We start from the raw sequence: 16,821 nt of genomic DNA, 5'->3' as shown, positions 1-16,821 counted from the left end.
CTGCCATGACTGAACGCATCGCCCTCTATGCCGGCTCCTTCGACCCGCTGACCAACGGCCATCTCGATGTGCTGAAGGCCTCGCTGGCCGTGGCCGATATCGTTTATGCGGCGATCGGCATCCATCCAGGCAAGCAACCGCTGTTTTCCTTCGAGGAGCGGGTGAAGCTGATCGAAACGGCGACGAAGGCGGAATTTCGCAGCGACGGCGCCCGCATCAAGGTCGTCGCCTTCGACGGGCTGGTCATCGACGCAGCCAGGAAGCATGGCGCCTCGATCATGATCCGCGGCCTGCGCGACGGCACCGACCTCGACTATGAGATGCAGATGGCCGGCATGAACGAGACCATGGCGCCTGAGCTACAGACGGTTTTTCTGCCCGCCAGTCCTTCGGTACGCACCATTACCGCCACACTCGTCCGCCAGATTGCCTCGATGGGAGGCGACATCCGCCCCTTCGTGCCGGCGGCGGTTGCCGGTGCTCTCATCGCCAAATTCAAGAAATAAGATCCCGGGAGATAGATATGCAGCTGAAAAAGCTCGCCTCGTTCCTCATTGTGCTTGCCGGTCTTGTGACCGCATCGGTCTCGGCTTTCGCCGCCGACCCGGAAAACACCATGATCATCACGCTGAAGGACGGCGACGTCACCATTGCGCTTCGGCCCGATCTGGCGCCCAAAAACGTCGCGCAGATCAAGAAGCTGGTGCGCCAGGGCGCCTATGACAACGTCGCCTTCCACCGCGTCATAGACGGCTTCATGGCGCAGACCGGCGACGTCAAGTTCGGCAACATCAAGAAGGGTTTTAGCGCCCAGGCGGTCGGCACCGGCGGTTCCGATCTGCCCGACCTGCCGGCCGAATTCTCGCAGACCGAACATTACAAGCGCGGCGTGGTCGGCATGGCCCGCTCGCAGGACCCCAACTCCGCCAATTCGCAGTTCTTCATCATGTTCGCGCCGGCGCCGCCGCTCGATGGCCAGTACACCATCGTCGGCAATGTCGTCAGCGGCATGGAACTGGTGGACCACATCAAGAAGGGCGACCAGGCGGACAATGGCACGGTTTCCGATCCCGACCGGATGATCAAGGTGCGCATCGCCGCAGACAAGTAAAATTGTCAAATAACTCTGTTTTCTCAAAAGGATATCTGACATGGCCGAAATCAAGGACCGCGAGAACGCGCTCATCATGGAAACGACCAAGGGCACGGTCGTCGTCGAACTTTTCCCCGACCTGGCGCCGGGCCACGTCGCCCGCATCAAGGAACTGGCCAGGGAAGGCGCCTATGACGGCGTGGTCTTCCACCGCGTCATCGAAGGCTTCATGGCGCAGACCGGCGACGTCAAGTTCGGCAATTCGAGCAAGCCTTCCTTCGCGCCGTCCCGCGCGGGCATGGGCGGCTCTGAAAAGCCGGATTTGAAGGCCGAATTTTCCAACGCCAACCATGCTCGGGGCACCTGCTCGATGGCCCGTTCGCAGAACCCAAACTCGGCCAATTCGCAGTTCTTCATCTGCTTCGACGATGCCGCTTTCCTCAACCGCCAGTACACGGTCTGGGGCCAGGTCATCGAAGGCATGGACAATGTCGACAAGATCAAGCGCGGCGAGCCGGTGCAGGATCCCGACAAGATCGTGTCGCTGAAGGTCGCGGCCGACGTCAAGTAAGGGCAAACGACAATGATGGGCGTCGTCTGGTCGCTTCTCGGCATCCTGTCCGGCGCCTTCATTGCCATTCAGGCGCCGATCAATTCGCAGCTGGCGCGCGGCCTGGGTCTCCCGGTCGCGGCGGCTGCGTTTTCGTTCCTGTCGGGCGCGATCGTGCTCGGCATCATCTCCGTTACGGTGGTGAAGCTGCAAGGCATCTCGCTCGACTGGAAAGCGCCGGCGCCCTGGCTGTTCGTGGCCGGCGGCATGCTGGGCGGTTTCTATGTCACGCTGTCGACTATCCTGACGCCACGCATCGGTGCCGCCGCGCTGATGGCGTTTCTGGTCGCCGGCCAGTTGCTGGCCGGCATGCTCATCGACCGCATCGGCTTCCTCGGCGTCGCGGTGCGTGAAATCTCGCTCGGCCGCATCGCCGGCGCGGTGCTGCTGCTGGCCGGAGCGCTGCTCGTCCGGCTCTACTGATGCGTGTCGACCTCTTTGACTTCGATCTGCCGGAGGAGCGCATCGCGCTTCGCCCGGCGGAGCCGCGCGACAGTGCCAAGATGCTGGTGGTCAAACCTAGCGAAGGGCTCGACGACCGCAGGGTTGGCGACCTGCCGTCCTTGCTCAGGGCCGGCGACGTGCTGGTGTTCAACGACACCAAGGTCATTCCGGCGCAACTCAAGGGCATCAGGCAGCGTGGCGAGGCACAGGCGCAGGTCGAAGCCACGCTGCATATGCGCATGGCACCGGACCGCTGGCTGGCCTTCATGCGGCCGGGCAAGCGCATTGCCGCCGGCGACCGCATCCATTTCGGCCATGACGGCAATTCCTGCTTCCTCGGTCAGCTCGACGCCACGGTGATCGAGAAAGGCGAGGGTGGCGAAGCGCTGCTTGGCTTCGATCTGTCGGGGCCGTTCCTCGACGAGGCCTTGCACGCGGTCGGCCACATTCCGCTGCCGCCCTACATCGCCTCGAAGCGCGACGACGACGAACGCGACCGGGCCGATTACCAGACCATCTATGCAAGCGAGGAAGGGGCCGTTGCGGCTCCGACCGCGGGCCTGCATTTCACCCCGGAGCTTTTTGCAGCGCTTGACGCCAAGGGCATCGAACGCCGCTTCGTCACCTTGCATGTCGGCGCCGGCACGTTCCTACCGGTGAAGGCGGACGACACCGCCGACCACAAGATGCATGCCGAGATAGGCTCGGTAAGCGCGGAAACAGCCGACGCGCTGAATGCGGCCAAGGCGAGGGGCGGGCGCATCGTCGCGGTCGGTACGACCTCGCTGCGTCTGCTGGAGAGTGCCGCGCGTGAAGACGGTACTCTGGCTGCGTGGTCCGGTCCGACCGATATCTTCATCACGCCCGGCTACCGTTTTCGCACCGCCGACGTGCTGATGACCAATTTCCATCTGCCGCGCTCGACTCTGTTCATGCTGGTTTCGGCCTTCAGCGGCCTCGACACGATGCGCGCGGCCTATGCGCATGCCATCGAGAACCGCTACAGATTCTATTCCTATGGCGACGCAAGCCTGCTTTTCCGAGCGGAGACGAGCGACCGCCAGTCGCTCGACAATCAGGCGCCGGACGCCCCGATCCACGACAAGGAATTCAATGGCTAAGCCGTTCAGCTTCAAGGTTCTGGCAACCGACGGCAAGGCGCGACGCGGCGTGATCGACATGCCGCGCGGCGAAATCCGCACGCCGGCCTTCATGCCGGTCGGCACCGGCGGCACCGTCAAGGCGATGTATATGGACCAGGTGCGCGGTGTCGGCGCCGACATCATCCTGGGCAACACCTACCATCTGATGCTGCGGCCCGGCGCCGAGCGCGTGGCGCGGCTCGGCGGCCTACATGAATTCGCCCGCTGGCCGCATCCGATCCTGACCGACAGTGGCGGTTTCCAGGTGATGTCACTGTCGAAGCTGAGAAAGCTGACCGAAAAGGGCGTCACCTTCCGCTCGCATATCGATGGCGCCGCCTACGAGATGTCGCCGGAGCGGTCGATCGAGATCCAGGGACTGCTTGATTCCGACATCCAGATGCAGCTCGACGAATGCACGGCGCTGCCGGCCGAGATGAAGGAGATCGAGCGCGCCATGGAGCTGTCGCTGCGTTGGGCCGAGCGCTGCAAGACGGCGTTCGGCGATCAGCCAGGCAAGGCGATGTTCGGCATCGTGCAAGGCGGCGACAACGCAGCGCTCAGGGTGCGTTCGGCGCAGGCGCTGAGCGCGATGGAGCTGAAGGGCTACGCGGTTGGCGGCCTGGCCGTCGGCGAGCCGCAAGCGGTGATGCTCGACATGCTCGACATCACCTGTCCGGAACTGCCAGCGGACAAGCCGCGCTATCTGATGGGCGTCGGCACGCCTGACGATATCCTGAAATCGGTGGCGCGCGGCATCGACATGTTCGACTGCGTTATGCCGACACGGGCCGGCCGGCACGGCCTTGCCTATACAAGGCGCGGCAAGGTCAATCTGCGCAACGCCCGCCATGCCGACGATCCGCGGCCGCTAGACGAGGAAAGCGATTGCCCGGCGGCGCGGGACTATTCCCGCGCCTATCTACACCATCTGGTGCGCTCGCAGGAGGCGCTCGGCGCCATGCTTTTGACCTGGAACAATCTTTCCTACTATCAAAAGCTGATGCAGGACATCCGCGCTGCGATCGAGGCCGGCACCTTCGAGGCGCGCGGCGCGGAAATCACCGCGGGCTGGGCGAGGGGCGATATCCCCTTGCTGTGAAGCTTCAGGTGCTGAGCGAATTCGAGGCGCGCAGGCTGCAGCCGGTGATCTGGAAGGTGCCGTCGGGCTGCTGCTGCAGCGTGTAGACCGCCTCGTAATCCTTGCCATCGGGGCCGACGATCAGCACCTGCTGGACGATCGAACCCGGAGCGGTCTCCTCGACTTTGCCGAAGGAATAGGTCTGCGGCTTGCGCACCGGCGGATAGCCGTTGGTCACCATGTTCATGAAGGCATCGACGGTCGGGAAGATCCGCTTCACATTCGGGGCGGCAAAGCTGTAGGCGGTGGCGCCGTCATTGGCGATGAGGGCCTTTAGCTGACCGTCGATGACAGACTGCCCTGCCTTGATCTCGGCATCACCGGCGAATGCCGACGACGCGAAGAGGAATGGAAAGAATGCGAATGCGAAAAAGGCGCGGCGCATGGCCTGTCTCCGTTGTCCCTCGAAATGCCTTCCCTCAAAAACAGTGCTGTCCGAAGGCGCATCATAACATACGCTTGGCAGCGCATCGCGGTTTCAGCGATTGCGAATATTCGCTGGCGATCGGCGGCAGGCGGCATGCCGGTGTAGAGCTGCGGAAGATCGCGGCCCAGGCCTGGGCCGGCTAAGTACGGATTCCAGCGCTTGAAAGCCTGCCTCCAGTCTGCCAGAAGGGCCGCTGGACTTGGACGTTTAGCGGGACGAAGCCATGAAGGCGTTTTTCGTGCAGATAAAATGCGAACTCGGCAAATCCTATGAGGTTGCCAGCGCGCTTGCCGATGCCGAGATCGCCTCGGAAATCTACTCCACCGCCGGCAACTACGATCTGCTCGCCAAATTCTATGTCGACGACGAGGAAGACGTCGGCCATTTCGTCAACGAAAAGGTGCAGATTCTCCCCGGCATCAAGGACACGTTCACCGTCGTCACTTTTCGCGCTTTCTAGCTGGTAAACGCATTTGCCCGGGCACGAGGCAAAGGCTGATCAAGGTCATATTTCAGCTGCCTCAATTTTAGGCAGGCGCAACATACTGACCGCCCGTATCTCCCAAATCACCGATTGCGCTTGATTTTCTCCGGCGACGCCAGTGAAATGGCGTCACAGGGGAGTATGCGATTGGCAGCGTTCGATGAAATGCTTCCGGAAGTCTCCGGATTGAGAAGACCATATTCGGCTTATGATCGCTGGCTGAAGGAGCAGGACCCAGCCAGGTTGACCGAGAAGATGCAGGACGCCGAACGCGTCTTCCGCAAGACAGGTATCACCTTCGCCGTTTATGGCGAGCAGGAAGCCTCCGAACGGCTGATCCCGTTCGACATCGTTCCCCGCATCATTTCAGGCAATGAATGGCGCCGCCTCACGCAAGGCATCGAGCAACGCGTGCAGGCGCTGAACGCCTTCCTCGACGACATCTACCATCGCCAGGAAATCCTGCGCGCAGGGCGCGTCCCCAGGGAATTGATCGCCAGGAACGAGGCCTTCCTGCCGGAGATGATCGGGGTCAGGCCGCCGGCCGGCGTCTACACCCACATCATCGGCGTCGACATCGTCCGCATCTCGGAGGACGAATTCTACGTGCTGGAGGACAATGCGCGCACGCCGTCGGGCGTCTCCTACATGCTGGAGAACCGCGAGACGATGATGCAGCTGTTCCCCGAGCTGTTCCAGAAGATCAAGGTGCGGCCGGTGGAAAACTACCCGCAGCTTCTGCGCCAGTCGCTGGCGGCGGTGCGGCCGCAAAGCACCAAAGGTGCGCCGACCATTGCGGTGCTGACGCCCGGCAGTTTCAACTCCGCCTATTTCGAACACGCCTTCCTCGCCGACCAGATGGGCGTGCAGCTGGTCGAAGGCCAGGATTTGCGCGTGGTCGACGGCCATGTTGCGATGCGCACGACCGAAGGCTACAAGCAGATCGATGTGCTCTACCGGCGCGTCGACGATTCTTATCTGGACCCGCTGACCTTCCGGCCGGACTCCGCACTTGGCATACCCGGCATCATGGATGTCTATCGCGCCGGCAACATCACCATCGCCAATGCGCCTGGCACCGGCATCGCCGACGACAAGGCGATCTATTCCTACATGCCCGAGATCATCGAATTCTACACCGGACGCAAGGCGATCCTGGGCAACATTCCGACCTGGCGCTGCTCGGAGCCGGACAGCCTGAAATACGTGCTCGAGCACATCGACGAGCTGGTGATCAAGGAAGTGCACGGTTCCGGCGGCTATGGCATGCTGGTCGGGCCGGCGGCAACCAAGAAGGAATGCGAGACGTTTGCCAAGAAGCTCCAGGCAAAACCCTCGAATTATATCGCCCAGCCGACGCTGGCGCTGTCGACATGCCCGATCCTGACGGAAAAAGGGTTGGCGCCGCGCCATGTCGATCTCAGGCCCTATGTGCTGGTCTCTGACCGCATCCAGATCGTGCCCGGCGGGCTGACCCGCGTCGCGCTGAAGGAGGGTTCGCTGGTTGTGAACTCGTCGCAGGGCGGCGGGACAAAAGACACTTGGGTGTTGGATGATTGAAACGAGCAGGGGGACGCAGCAATCATGAGACGCCTCCTTCCTTATTCGCTACTCGCTACTCGCTATTCGCTCGACACCGGAGCAAGCTGATATGCTTTTAGGCCGCACCGCCAACGGGCTCTATTGGATGAATCGCTATATCGAGCGGGCGGAGAACATGGCGCGCTTGGTCGATGCCGGTTTGCGCATGGCGCTGACTCGTACCCAGAGCGCCTCGGAAGAGTGGAATTCGGTGCTGCTCAGCGCTGGTTCCGACGTCACCTTCAGCCAGAAATATTCTGACTATACCGCCGCCAATGTCGCCGACTTCCTGTTGCGCGACACGTCGAACCCATCGAGCACGATGGCGTCGATCGAGACGGCCCGTAACAATGCGCGCATGGTGCGCACTGCGCTGACGCGCGAAACCTGGGAAAGCATCAACGAAGCCTGGATGTCGCTGAAGCGGATGCTGGCCAAGCCGATCGACGAGCGCGACCTGCCCAGCGTGCTCGACGCGATCAAGCGCGAGACGGCGCTGATCCGCGGCTCGTTCTACGGCACCATGCTGCGCAACGAGATCTTCGACTTCTCGCAGCTCGGCACCTATGTCGAGCGCGCCGACAACACGGCGCGCATCCTCGACGTGAAATATTATGTGCTGCTGCCATCGATCTCCTGGGTCGGCTCGACGCTCGACAATTATCAGTGGGAATCGATCCTGCGTTCGGTCTCGGCGCATCGCTCCTACCGTTGGGTCTACGATGCTGATTACAAGCCGACCAACATTGCCGACTATCTGATCCTCAATGTCCGCATGCCGCGTTCGCTGATGTTCTGCTATCGCTTCCTGTCGGAGCATCTGAAATTCCTCGGCGACGATTACGGCGAGCGCCATGCCTGCCACGCAACGGCCGAGAAGACGCAGACAATGCTGAGAGCCGGGTCGATCAAGGGCATATTCGACGCCGGGCTGCATGAATTCCTGGCCAATTTCATTCGCGACAACACCAAGCTGGGCGAAGAGATCGCACAAGATTATCGGTTCAATTGAGCATGGTCCCGAAAGATGGGAGCCGGTTTTCTCAGACAAACGAAACCGTTTATCCGGAGATCGTGCTCACAAACGGAATAGAAGCATGCGGCTGAAGATCACCCATCGGACCGAATATCGCTACGATGCGCCGGTGCACTATCTGTTGCAGCGGCTGCGGCTGCTTCCGGTCAGCGGGTCGACGCAGACCGTTCTGTCCTGGGCTCTGGCGATCGAAGGCGCGCGCGAAGAGGTCCGCTTCGTCGACCATTTCGGCAACGACACAAGGCTGTTGAGCGTCGAGGGCGAGCGCGACTTCATCACGGTGGAGGCGTCGGGCGAGGTGGTGACGCGCGACACCGCGGGTGTCTCGGGGCCACACCAGGGCTTTACGCCGCTCTGGCTGTACAGCCATGAGACACCCTTGACGACGATCGGCAGCGGTGTTCGCGAACTCGCCGCATCGGTTGGCAAGGGCAGCGACATTGAAAGGCTGCACCGGCTGATGGCTGTCATCGGCGAGCGCGTTGTCTACACGCCCGGCACCACCAATGCGACGACGCCGGCGGAGGAAGCCTTGGCGCTGAAAACCGGGGTCTGCCAGGATCATACCCATATCTTTGCCGCCGCCGCCCGCGCCATGGGTTTTCCGGCCCGCTATGTCAGCGGCTATCTGATGCTGGATGCCACGGTCGAGCAGGCGGCCAGCCATGCCTGGGCCGAAGCGCATGTTTCGGGTCTCGGCTGGGTTGCCTTCGATGCCGCCAATGGCATCTCGCCCGACGAGCGCTATGTAAAGGTGGCGACGGGCCGCGATTACCGCGACGCCACGCCGGTGTCGGGAATTCGGCTGGGACAGGCGGAAGAACAGCTTGCGGTCACCGTCACGGTGGAGCAGTAATCCTCGCAAGATTGCTGCCGAGCGATTCATCGTTTCAAGGAAACGAAGAACCGCTCTATCCCCTTGTTTTAACGCAATTCCGGACGGAAAACCGCTTCACACTTTTCCTGGAATTGCTCTAGAAGAGATTCCATGACCTATTGCGTTGGCCTGAAGATCGACCGCGGGCTCGTGTTCATGTCGGACACGCGCACCAATGCAGGCATGGATTCCATCTCCACCTTTCGCAAGATGCATGTCTGGGAAGAGCCGGGCGAGCGCGTCATCGTTTTGATGTCGGCGGGCAATCTGGCGACGACGCAGGCCGTGGTCAGCCTGCTTGACGAGCGCACCAAGGCGATCTCCGAAAGACATTCCACGCTGCTCGAAACGCCGTCGATGTACCAAACGGTCCGCATTGTTGGCGACACGGTCAAAGAGGTCATCGCCAATTCGTCACCCGCTGGCGAAAAGGCGGATTCCTATTTCAATGCGTCCTTCATCCTCGGCGGTCAGATCAAGGGCAGCGAGCCGCGCCTGTTCATGATCTATCCCGAAGGCAATTTCATTGAATCGACCGACGACACGCCGTTTTTCCAGATCGGCGAGACCAAATACGGCAAGCCGATCATCATCCGCGCCTACGAAAGGACGATGAGTCTGGCCGAGACGGTGAAGCTGCTATTGGTGTCCTTCGATTCGACGTTGAAGTCGAACCTGTCCGTCGGCTTGCCGCTCGACCTGCTCTTCCTGGAGAAGGACGCCTTCAAGGTCGGATTGAAGAAGCGGATCGGCCAGGATGACCAATATTACCGTACGATCTCCGACGGCTGGTCGAATGCGCTGAAGACCGCCTTTGCCAGCCTGCCGGATTTCCCTGGCTGAGGCGTGCGGCATCCATTGCCGGTTGCATCTATTTCACGCGTTAATTAATAAAGAGACCAGCCGCGATGGATGGCCGCGGTCGATCATGTCGGGAGGACAGGATGAACAACGATGAGTTCCGGCAATGGTCGCGGCGCGCCGCCGACTGGGGCGCCGACTACCGCAATACGCTGCGCGAGCGGCCGGTGCGGCCGCTGGTCGAGCCTGGCGAAATTTTCCGAGGCATAGAGGCGTCGCCGCCCGAAGACGCCGAACCGATGGACCGGATCTTCGCCGACTTCGAAGAGAAGATCCTGCCGGGAATGACGCATTGGCAGCATCCGCGCTTCTTCGCCTATTTCCCGGCCAATGCGGCGCCGGTCTCGGTGGTGGCGGAATATCTGGTTTCGGCGATGGCCGCGCAATGCATGCTGTGGCAGACGTCACCGGCAGCGACCGAACTCGAAACGCGCACCGTCGACTGGATGCGCCAGGCGCTCGGCCTGCCGGAAGGTTTTTCGGGCGTAATCCAGGATTCGGCCTCATCGGCGACACTGGCCGCGGTGCTGACCATGCGCGAGCGGGCGCTCGAGTGGCAAGGCAACAAGCAAGGCCTGGCAGGGCAGGCGCGGCTGCGCATCTATTCCTCCGATCAGGTGCACACTTCGATCGACCGGGCGATCTGGGTGTCAGGCATCGGCGAGGACAATCTTGTGCGCATTCCCGTCGCCGGCCGCTTTCGCGCCATGGATACGGCAGCGCTCGAGGCGGCAATCATCGCCGACCGGGAAGCCGGCATGCTGCCGGCCGGCATCATCGCTTGCGTCGGCGGCACCAGCACCGGCGGCACCGACGACATTGCGGCGGTGGCAGAGGTGGCGCGGCGGCATGGGCTCTATCTACACGTCGATGCCGCCTGGGCCGGATCGGCGATGATCTGTCCGGAGTACCGGCATTTCTGGACCGGTGTCGAAGGCGCCGATTCGATCGTCTTCAATCCGCACAAATGGCTGGGCGCCCAGTTCGACTGCTCGATCCAGTTCCTGCGCGACCCCGAAAGCCATGTGAGGACGCTGGCCATCAAGCCGGATTATCTGAAGACGCACGGTCACGACGGCATCATCAACTATTCCGAATGGTCGGTGCCGCTTGGCAGGCGCTTCCGCGCGCTGAAATTGTGGTTCCTGCTGCGCGCCCATGGCCTGGAAAGCCTGCGCACAATGATCCGCAATCATGTCGCGTGGAGCGAAGGGCTGGCAGCGCGGCTGGCAAGGGAGCCGAATTTCGAGATCGTCAGCGAGCCGATGCTGTCGCTCTTCTCGTTCCGGCACAAGGCTGCAGCTGGCACTGATGCGGACGAACACAATCTGCGGCTGGTCAATGCGATCAACGACGATGGCCGCATCTACCTGACGCAGACGAAAGTCGATGGACTGATAGCAATCCGCTTCCAGGTCGGCCAGTTCGAGGCGACCGCCGCCGATGTTGATACGGCCTTCACCGTCATCACGGAAATCGCGCGCGCAATGGATTGATCGGGCACAATCTGGTTTTGCGTTCGTATTCACCTTGGCAATCACATGCATTTCATTAGCCGGCTTATGCCTTTTCATCGGTTTCGTTTTCGACTATAGACAAGAAAAACGAAAACGGGAGGTTGCCCATGTATCTGTCGCCGCGCCATGCCGAGATTATCCAGATGGCCAAGGATCATGGCCGCGTGCTGGTCGATGACCTGGCCACCCACTTCAATGTGACGCCGCAGACCATACGCAAGGACCTCAACGATTTGTGCGACCAGCGGCTGCTCTCGCGCATCCATGGTGGCGCGCTGTACCCCTCCGGCATCGAAAACATGGAGTATGAGGCGAGACGCAAGATCGCCGCCGACGAGAAGGAGGCGATCGGTCGTGCGGCAGCCAGGCTGATCCCCGACAATGCCTCGCTGTTCATCAACATCGGCACCACGACAGAGTCGGTAAGCAAGGCGTTGCTCGATCACAACGGTCTCATGGTCATCACCAATAACATCAATGTTGCCAATAGGATGCGGATATATCCGTCGATCGAAGTGGTGATCGCCGGTGGTGTCGTGCGCGGTTCCGATGGTGGCGTGGTCGGCGAGGCGGCAGTCGATTTCATCAGGCAGTTCAAGGTCGACTACGCGGTGATCGGCGCATCCGCCATCGACCATGACGGCGCTCTGCTCGATTTCGATTTTCGCGAGGTCAAGGTGGCGCAGGCGATCATCGCCAATGCAAGGCACGTCATCCTGGTTTCCGACCAGACCAAATTCGAGCGAACCGCCCCGGTGCGCATCGGCCACCTGTCGCAGGTCAACACCTTCATCACCGACCGCTGCGACATCCCGTCGGTGCGCAAGATCTGCCAGGAAGCCGAAGTGCAGTTGATCGAAACATCGGCGAGCTAGGGCGTTTTAGAGGCTTCATCACGGCCTCCTCACGCGCTCGTGATATTTCGTTTGACATTCGTTATCATTTCGAAATAATTCCGACACGGTTTCGTAAAAAGCCAAAAATGGTGCAATGCGAAATCGTTGGAGGAATTTGTGGACGCATCTCCGATCCGTGACATTTTCGTCATTGGTGGCGGCATCAATGGCTGCGGTATCGCCCGCGATGCCGTTGGGCGTGGCTTTTCCGTCTTTCTCGCCGAGATGAATGACCTCGCCAGCGGGACCTCCTCGGGCTCGACCAAATTGATCCATGGCGGCCTTCGCTATCTCGAATTCTACGAATTCCGCCTGGTGCGCGAGGCGCTGATGGAGCGCGAGGTTCTGTGGAAGAACGCGCCGCACATCATCTGGCCGATGCGCTTCGTGCTGCCCTATGCCAAGGGCCTGCGCCCGGCCTGGCTGATCAGGCTCGGTCTCTTCCTCTACGACCACATCGGCGGGCGCAAATTGCTGCCGGCGACCCGGACGCTGGACATGGCCAGGGATCCGGCTGGCAAGCCTCTGAAGCCGCTGTTCAAGAAGGCCTTCGAATATTCGGATGGCTGGGTCAATGACGCGCGGCTGGTGGCGCTGAACGCACGTGACGCCGCCGACCGCGGCGCAACGGTCCGCACCCGCACGAAAGTGACCGGCGCGCGCCGCGAAAACGGCTTGTGGACGATCCAGATCGAGGACCTGCAGACCGGCGAGACCGAGGAAATCAAGGCGCGCTTGCTGGTCAATGCCGCCGGACCCTGGGTCGATCATGTGCTTTCCGGCGTCGTCGGCCTCAACGATGTGCACAATGTCCGCCTCGTGCAGGGCAGCCACATTGTCATCGCCAGGAAGTTCGATGATCCACGCGCCTATTTCTTCCAGAACAAGGATGGTCGCATCATCTTCGCCATTCCCTACGAGGAAGAGTTCACCCTGATTGGCACCACCGACCAGGATTATCCCGGCGATCCGCATGACGTGAAGATCAGCGACACCGAGATCGATTATCTCTGCGCCGCGGCAAGCGAATATTTCGCCCAACCGGTCAAGCGCTCGGACATCGTCTGGACCTATTCGGCCGTCCGTCCGCTCTATGATGACGGAGCCTCCAAGGCGCAGGAAGCGACGCGCGACTATGTGCTCAAGGCCGACGGCGGCGAGGGCGCTGCCCCGATCGTCAATGCTTTTGGCGGCAAGATCACCACCTATCGCCGGCTGTCGGAATCGATGTTGGAAAAGATCGAGGGTTTTCTCGGCAAACGCGGCAAGCCGTGGACGGCAAACGCGCCGCTGCCGGGCGGCGATTTCCCGGCCACCGGTTTCGATGCCGAAGTGGCGAAATTGAAAACCGCTTATCCGTTCCTCGACGCGCGCCTGGCTCGCCGGTTGACCCGGCTCTATGGAACCCGCGCAAGGATGCTGTTGGGGCTGGCCAAATCGAACGTCGATCTCGGCCGCAACTTCGGCGCCGATCTCTATGAGGCCGAGGTGCGCTATCTCGTTCAAAACGAATGGGCCGTCACATCGGAAGATGTACTGTGGCGCCGGACCAAGCGCGGTCTGCATCTCAGCCGCGAGCAGGTGGCGGCGCTCGATGAATTCATGCGCGGCATAAGCCGGCGCCATGTCGCGGCTGCCGAATGAAGAGGGGTTTGAGCTGATGCGGAAGGCCTGGGAGGAGGCGTCATGCTGGAACTGAGAAACGTCACCAAGACGGTCGGCGCGGTCGAGCATATAAGCGACGTGTCGCTGACGCTCCAGCACGGCTCGCTCAATGTCCTGCTCGGACCGACGCTTTCCGGCAAGACAAGCCTGATGCGGCTGATGGCCGGCCTCGACGTGCCGACCTCCGGTTCGATCTGGTTCGACGGTCAGAATGTCACCGGCGTGCCGGTGCAAAAGCGCAAGATCGCCATGGTCTACCAGCAGTTCATCAACTACCCGGCGATGACCGTTTATGAGAACATTGCATCGCCGCTACGGGTGGCCGGCATCGAGCAGGCCAGGATCGACAGCCAGGTGCGTGAAGCCGCCGCTCTTCTCAAGCTGACACCCTATCTCGACCGCACGCCGCTCAGCCTGTCGGGCGGCCAGCAGCAGCGCACCGCGCTGGCGCGCGCCATCGTCAAGAACGCAAGCCTGGTCCTGCTCGATGAGCCGCTCGCCAATCTCGACTACAAATTGCGCGAGGAACTGCGCGCCGAATTGCCCAGGATATTCGCCGCCGCCGGCACCATCTTCGTCTACGCCACGACCGAGCCGCACGAGGCGCTGCTGCTCGGCGGCAACACGGCGACGCTTTCGCAAGGCAAGATCACCCAGTTCGGACCGACCATCGAGGTGTTCCGCAAGCCGGTGGATCTGGTGACAGCCAGGACATTTTCCGATCCACCGCTCAATACTATAGTGCTTGCCAAGAAGGGCCGGGATTTCCTGCTCGAGGGCGGCGTGAACCTGCCGGTGCCGGCCGAGCTCTCCGGCATTGCCGATGCCATGTACACGATCGGTTTTCAGCCGCACCACCTGTCGCTCGAGCGGCCCAATGCGGCGGCGGTACCGGTGCGCGCCAAGGTGACGATCACCGAGATTACCGGCTCGGAGAGTTTCATCCATCTCGATTTCGCGGATGCGCGCTGGGTCATGCTGACCCATGGTATCAGGCATTTCGAGCCGGACGAGGTGGTCGAGGTGTTCATCGATCCGCGCCACATCATGGTTTTCGACGAGCACGGCAGCGCCGTGACTGCGCCGAAGCTGGCGGCTTGAGGGCAAAGAGATGGCACGCATCGACGTCAACCATGTCAGGCATTCCTACCTGCCGAACCCGCAGAAGGATGCCGATTTCGCGCTGCGGGAAGTGCATCATGTCTTCGAGGACGGCGGCGCCTATGCGCTGCTCGGGCCCTCCGGTTGCGGCAAGACCACGCTGCTCAACATCATTTCGGGATTGTTGCACCCCTCGCACGGCCAGTTGCTGTTCAACGGCAAGGACGTGACCAATCTGTCGACGCAGGAACGCAACATCGCGCAGGTGTTCCAGTTCCCGGTCATCTACGACACCATGACCGTCTACGACAATCTGGCCTTCCCGCTGCGCAACCGCGGCGTGCCGGAAGCCGATGTCGATCGGAAGGTTCGCGAGACGCTGGAGATGATCGATCTGGCGTCGTGGGCGAAGAAGAAGGCGAGGGGCCTGACCGCCGACCAGAAGCAGAAGATATCGCTCGGCCGCGGCCTGGTGCGCTCCGACGTCAACGCCATCCTTTTCGACGAGCCGCTGACCGTCATCGATCCGCACATGAAGTGGGTGCTGCGCTCGCAGCTGAAGCAGTTGCACCGCCGCTTCGGCTACACCATGGTCTATGTGACCCACGACCAGACCGAGGCGCTGACCTTCGCCGACCAGGTCGTGGTCATGTATGACGGCGGCATCGTCCAGATCGGCACGCCGGCCGAACTGTTCGAACGGCCACGCCACACCTTTGTCGGTTATTTCATCGGCTCGCCCGGCATGAACGTCATGCCGGTGGCGATCGACGGCAAGACGGCGACGCTCGGCTCGCAGCGCATCGAACTGCCGGGCGCGCCAAAAGCAGGCAGCGGCGCCGTCGAACTCGGTATCCGTCCCGAATATGTTCGGCTCGGGCGCGAAGGCATGGCCGTGCAGGTCAGCAAGGTCGAGGATCTGGGCCGCCACAAGGTGGTGCGCGCCAAGCTCGAAGGCCGCGATATCTCTGCGGTGATCGGTGAGGACGAGACCCTGCCCGCCGATCCGAAGGTGCGGTTCGACCCGGCCGGCATCAACATCTATGCCGATTCCTGGCGTGTCGAGATGGAGGCCTAGATGGAGAAGACCTGGAACAACAAGGCCTGGTTCATGGTGCTGCCGGTTCTCCTGCTGGTGGCGTTCTCGGCGGTGATTCCGCTGATGACGGTGGTCAACTATTCGGTGCAGGACACATTCGGAAACAACGTCTTCTTCTGGAACGGCTCGGACTGGTACACCGAAATCCTGGAGTCGGAACGCTTCTGGCTGTCGATGGTCCGCAACCTGATCTTTTCCGCAACCATCCTCGCCATCGAGATTCCGCTCGGCATCTTCATCGCTCTCAACATGCCCAAGAAAGGCTGGGGCGTGCCGGTCTGCCTAGTGCTGATGGCTCTGCCGCTGCTGATCCCGTGGAACGTCGTCGGCACCATTTGGCAGGTATTCGGCCGCATCGACATTGGCTTGCTCGGCTACACGCTGTCGTCGCTCGGCTTCGATTACAACTACGTCAACGATCCGACCGACGCCTGGGTGACGGTCATCCTGATGGACGTCTGGCACTGGACAAGCCTCGTCGTTCTGCTCTGCTACGCCGGACTGGTCTCGATCCCCGATGCCTTCTACCAGGCGGCCAAGATCGATGGTGCATCGCGCTGGGCAGTGTTCCGCTACATCCAGCTGCCGAAGATGAACCGCGTGCTTCTGATCGCGGTGCTGCTGCGCTTCATGGACTCATTCATGATCTACACCGAGCCGTTCGTCGTCACGGGCGGAGGCCCCGGCAATTCGACGACGTTCCTGTCGATAGACCTGGTCAAGATTGCCATCGGCCAGTTCGATCTCGGGCCTGCGGCCGCCATGTCGATCATCTACTTCCTGATCATCCTTTTGCTGTCATGGGTGTTCTACACCGTCATGACCAGTGTCGATGCGGAGCGCTGAG

At 61.4% G+C, this 16,821-nt stretch carries 18 protein-coding genes; 17 read left to right on the top strand and 1 reads right to left on the bottom strand.

Annotation, left to right across the window (positions count from 1 at the left end; all coding sequences use genetic code 11):
• Positions 1-5 precede the first annotated feature (5 nt).
• The 6 genes from coaD to tgt all read left to right on the top strand — a co-directional run bounded on the left by coaD (position 6) and on the right by tgt (position 4,391).
• On the top strand, positions 6-506 hold the full coding sequence (gene coaD, locus MESCI2_RS0111445; protein ID WP_027036717.1) for a pantetheine-phosphate adenylyltransferase: 501 nt from the start codon (positions 6-8) through the stop codon (positions 504-506).
• A 110-nt stretch (positions 507-616) separates the two neighbouring features.
• Positions 617-1,111, top strand: a complete 495-nt coding sequence (locus tag MESCI2_RS0111440; protein ID WP_245270326.1) for a peptidylprolyl isomerase — start codon at positions 617-619, stop codon at positions 1,109-1,111.
• Between the two features lie 40 nt (positions 1,112-1,151).
• Positions 1,152-1,664, top strand: coding sequence for a peptidylprolyl isomerase (locus MESCI2_RS0111435; protein ID WP_027036715.1), 513 nt, complete (start codon positions 1,152-1,154; stop codon positions 1,662-1,664).
• A 12-nt stretch (positions 1,665-1,676) separates the two neighbouring features.
• Positions 1,677-2,126 carry a DMT family transporter gene (locus tag MESCI2_RS0111430; protein ID WP_027036714.1) on the top strand — a complete coding sequence of 150 codons (450 nt, stop codon included), beginning with the start codon at positions 1,677-1,679 and terminating at the stop codon, positions 2,124-2,126.
• Positions 2,126-3,268 (top strand): tRNA preQ1(34) S-adenosylmethionine ribosyltransferase-isomerase QueA, encoded by a 1,143-nt coding sequence (queA, locus tag MESCI2_RS01000000134620; RefSeq protein WP_050596544.1) that lies wholly within the window; start codon positions 2,126-2,128, stop codon positions 3,266-3,268. The genes MESCI2_RS0111430 and queA overlap by 1 nt, the downstream gene beginning before the upstream one ends.
• Positions 3,261-4,391: a tRNA guanosine(34) transglycosylase Tgt gene (tgt, locus tag MESCI2_RS0111420; protein ID WP_027036713.1), complete on the top strand. Its 1,131-nt coding sequence runs from the start codon at positions 3,261-3,263 to the stop codon at positions 4,389-4,391. The genes queA and tgt overlap by 8 nt, the downstream gene beginning before the upstream one ends.
• A 4-nt stretch (positions 4,392-4,395) precedes the next feature.
• Here the strand turns inward: tgt and MESCI2_RS0111415 are convergent, their stop codons facing one another.
• Positions 4,396-4,815, bottom strand: a complete 420-nt coding sequence (locus MESCI2_RS0111415) for a DUF4864 domain-containing protein (protein ID WP_027036712.1) — start codon at positions 4,813-4,815, stop codon at positions 4,396-4,398.
• Between the two features lie 265 nt (positions 4,816-5,080).
• Between MESCI2_RS0111415 and MESCI2_RS0111405 the strand changes: the two genes are divergently transcribed.
• From MESCI2_RS0111405 to MESCI2_RS0111355, 11 genes are all read left to right on the top strand, one after another.
• A complete protein-coding gene (locus tag MESCI2_RS0111405) occupies positions 5,081-5,317 on the top strand; it encodes an Lrp/AsnC family transcriptional regulator (RefSeq protein ID WP_010909609.1) in 237 nt (78 codons plus the stop codon).
• Between the two features lie 171 nt (positions 5,318-5,488).
• The gene (locus MESCI2_RS0111400; RefSeq protein ID WP_027036711.1) at positions 5,489-6,901 is read left to right on the top strand and encodes a circularly permuted type 2 ATP-grasp protein; all 1,413 of its coding nucleotides are present in this window, start codon (positions 5,489-5,491) and stop codon (positions 6,899-6,901) included.
• Between the two features lie 91 nt (positions 6,902-6,992).
• Positions 6,993-7,934 carry an alpha-E domain-containing protein gene (locus MESCI2_RS0111395; protein WP_027036710.1) on the top strand — a complete coding sequence of 314 codons (942 nt, stop codon included), beginning with the start codon at positions 6,993-6,995 and terminating at the stop codon, positions 7,932-7,934.
• Between the two features lie 85 nt (positions 7,935-8,019).
• A complete protein-coding gene (locus MESCI2_RS0111390) occupies positions 8,020-8,814 on the top strand; it encodes a transglutaminase family protein (RefSeq protein WP_027036709.1) in 795 nt (264 codons plus the stop codon).
• Between the two features lie 132 nt (positions 8,815-8,946).
• Positions 8,947-9,678 carry a peptidase gene (locus MESCI2_RS0111385; protein WP_027036708.1) on the top strand — a complete coding sequence of 244 codons (732 nt, stop codon included), beginning with the start codon at positions 8,947-8,949 and terminating at the stop codon, positions 9,676-9,678.
• Between the two features lie 101 nt (positions 9,679-9,779).
• Positions 9,780-11,192, top strand: coding sequence for a pyridoxal phosphate-dependent decarboxylase family protein (locus MESCI2_RS0111380; RefSeq protein ID WP_027036707.1), 1,413 nt, complete (start codon positions 9,780-9,782; stop codon positions 11,190-11,192).
• 128 nt (positions 11,193-11,320) lie between these two features.
• Positions 11,321-12,088 carry a DeoR/GlpR family DNA-binding transcription regulator gene (locus MESCI2_RS0111375; RefSeq protein ID WP_027036706.1) on the top strand — a complete coding sequence of 256 codons (768 nt, stop codon included), beginning with the start codon at positions 11,321-11,323 and terminating at the stop codon, positions 12,086-12,088.
• A 138-nt stretch (positions 12,089-12,226) separates the two neighbouring features.
• Entirely contained in the window at positions 12,227-13,753 is a 1,527-nt protein-coding gene (gene glpD, locus MESCI2_RS0111370; RefSeq protein WP_027036705.1) for a glycerol-3-phosphate dehydrogenase, read from the top strand.
• A gap of 42 nt (positions 13,754-13,795) precedes the next feature.
• Complete coding sequence (locus tag MESCI2_RS0111365; protein WP_027036704.1) at positions 13,796-14,875, top strand: ABC transporter ATP-binding protein; 1,080 nt, start codon at positions 13,796-13,798, stop codon at positions 14,873-14,875.
• Between the two features lie 10 nt (positions 14,876-14,885).
• Positions 14,886-15,953, top strand: coding sequence for an ABC transporter ATP-binding protein (locus tag MESCI2_RS0111360; protein ID WP_027036703.1), 1,068 nt, complete (start codon positions 14,886-14,888; stop codon positions 15,951-15,953).
• The gene (locus MESCI2_RS0111355; RefSeq protein ID WP_027036702.1) at positions 15,954-16,820 is read left to right on the top strand and encodes a carbohydrate ABC transporter permease; all 867 of its coding nucleotides are present in this window, start codon (positions 15,954-15,956) and stop codon (positions 16,818-16,820) included.
• Position 16,821: the final 1 nt, after the last annotated feature.

It is taken from the genome of Mesorhizobium ciceri WSM4083 (assembly GCF_000519305.1).
Lineage (GTDB): Bacteria > Pseudomonadota > Alphaproteobacteria > Rhizobiales > Rhizobiaceae > Mesorhizobium > Mesorhizobium ciceri_B.
The sequence above is the reverse complement of the archived record's forward strand: the minus strand, read 5'-3'. Positions and strand labels throughout refer to the sequence as shown.

What these genes read in the sequence shown, in the direction of transcription:
- coaD (WP_027036717.1), top strand. Translation starts at nt 6, where the DNA reads ATGACTGAACGCATCGCCCTCTATGCCGGCTCCTTCGACCCGCTGACC.
- MESCI2_RS0111440 (WP_245270326.1), top strand. Translation starts at nt 617, where the DNA reads ATGATCATCACGCTGAAGGACGGCGACGTCACCATTGCGCTTCGGCCC.
- MESCI2_RS0111435 (WP_027036715.1), top strand. Translation starts at nt 1,152, where the DNA reads ATGGCCGAAATCAAGGACCGCGAGAACGCGCTCATCATGGAAACGACC.
- MESCI2_RS0111430 (WP_027036714.1), top strand. Translation starts at nt 1,677, where the DNA reads ATGATGGGCGTCGTCTGGTCGCTTCTCGGCATCCTGTCCGGCGCCTTC.
- queA (WP_050596544.1), top strand. Translation starts at nt 2,126, where the DNA reads ATGCGTGTCGACCTCTTTGACTTCGATCTGCCGGAGGAGCGCATCGCG.
- tgt (WP_027036713.1), top strand. Translation starts at nt 3,261, where the DNA reads ATGGCTAAGCCGTTCAGCTTCAAGGTTCTGGCAACCGACGGCAAGGCG.
- MESCI2_RS0111415 (WP_027036712.1), bottom strand. Translation starts at nt 4,815, where the DNA reads ATGCGCCGCGCCTTTTTCGCATTCGCATTCTTTCCATTCCTCTTCGCG.
- MESCI2_RS0111405 (WP_010909609.1), top strand. Translation starts at nt 5,081, where the DNA reads ATGAAGGCGTTTTTCGTGCAGATAAAATGCGAACTCGGCAAATCCTAT.
- MESCI2_RS0111395 (WP_027036710.1), top strand. Translation starts at nt 6,993, where the DNA reads ATGCTTTTAGGCCGCACCGCCAACGGGCTCTATTGGATGAATCGCTAT.
- MESCI2_RS0111390 (WP_027036709.1), top strand. Translation starts at nt 8,020, where the DNA reads ATGCGGCTGAAGATCACCCATCGGACCGAATATCGCTACGATGCGCCG.
- MESCI2_RS0111385 (WP_027036708.1), top strand. Translation starts at nt 8,947, where the DNA reads ATGACCTATTGCGTTGGCCTGAAGATCGACCGCGGGCTCGTGTTCATG.
- MESCI2_RS0111380 (WP_027036707.1), top strand. Translation starts at nt 9,780, where the DNA reads ATGAACAACGATGAGTTCCGGCAATGGTCGCGGCGCGCCGCCGACTGG.
- MESCI2_RS0111375 (WP_027036706.1), top strand. Translation starts at nt 11,321, where the DNA reads ATGTATCTGTCGCCGCGCCATGCCGAGATTATCCAGATGGCCAAGGAT.
- MESCI2_RS0111365 (WP_027036704.1), top strand. Translation starts at nt 13,796, where the DNA reads ATGCTGGAACTGAGAAACGTCACCAAGACGGTCGGCGCGGTCGAGCAT.
- MESCI2_RS0111360 (WP_027036703.1), top strand. Translation starts at nt 14,886, where the DNA reads ATGGCACGCATCGACGTCAACCATGTCAGGCATTCCTACCTGCCGAAC.
- MESCI2_RS0111355 (WP_027036702.1), top strand. Translation starts at nt 15,954, where the DNA reads ATGGAGAAGACCTGGAACAACAAGGCCTGGTTCATGGTGCTGCCGGTT.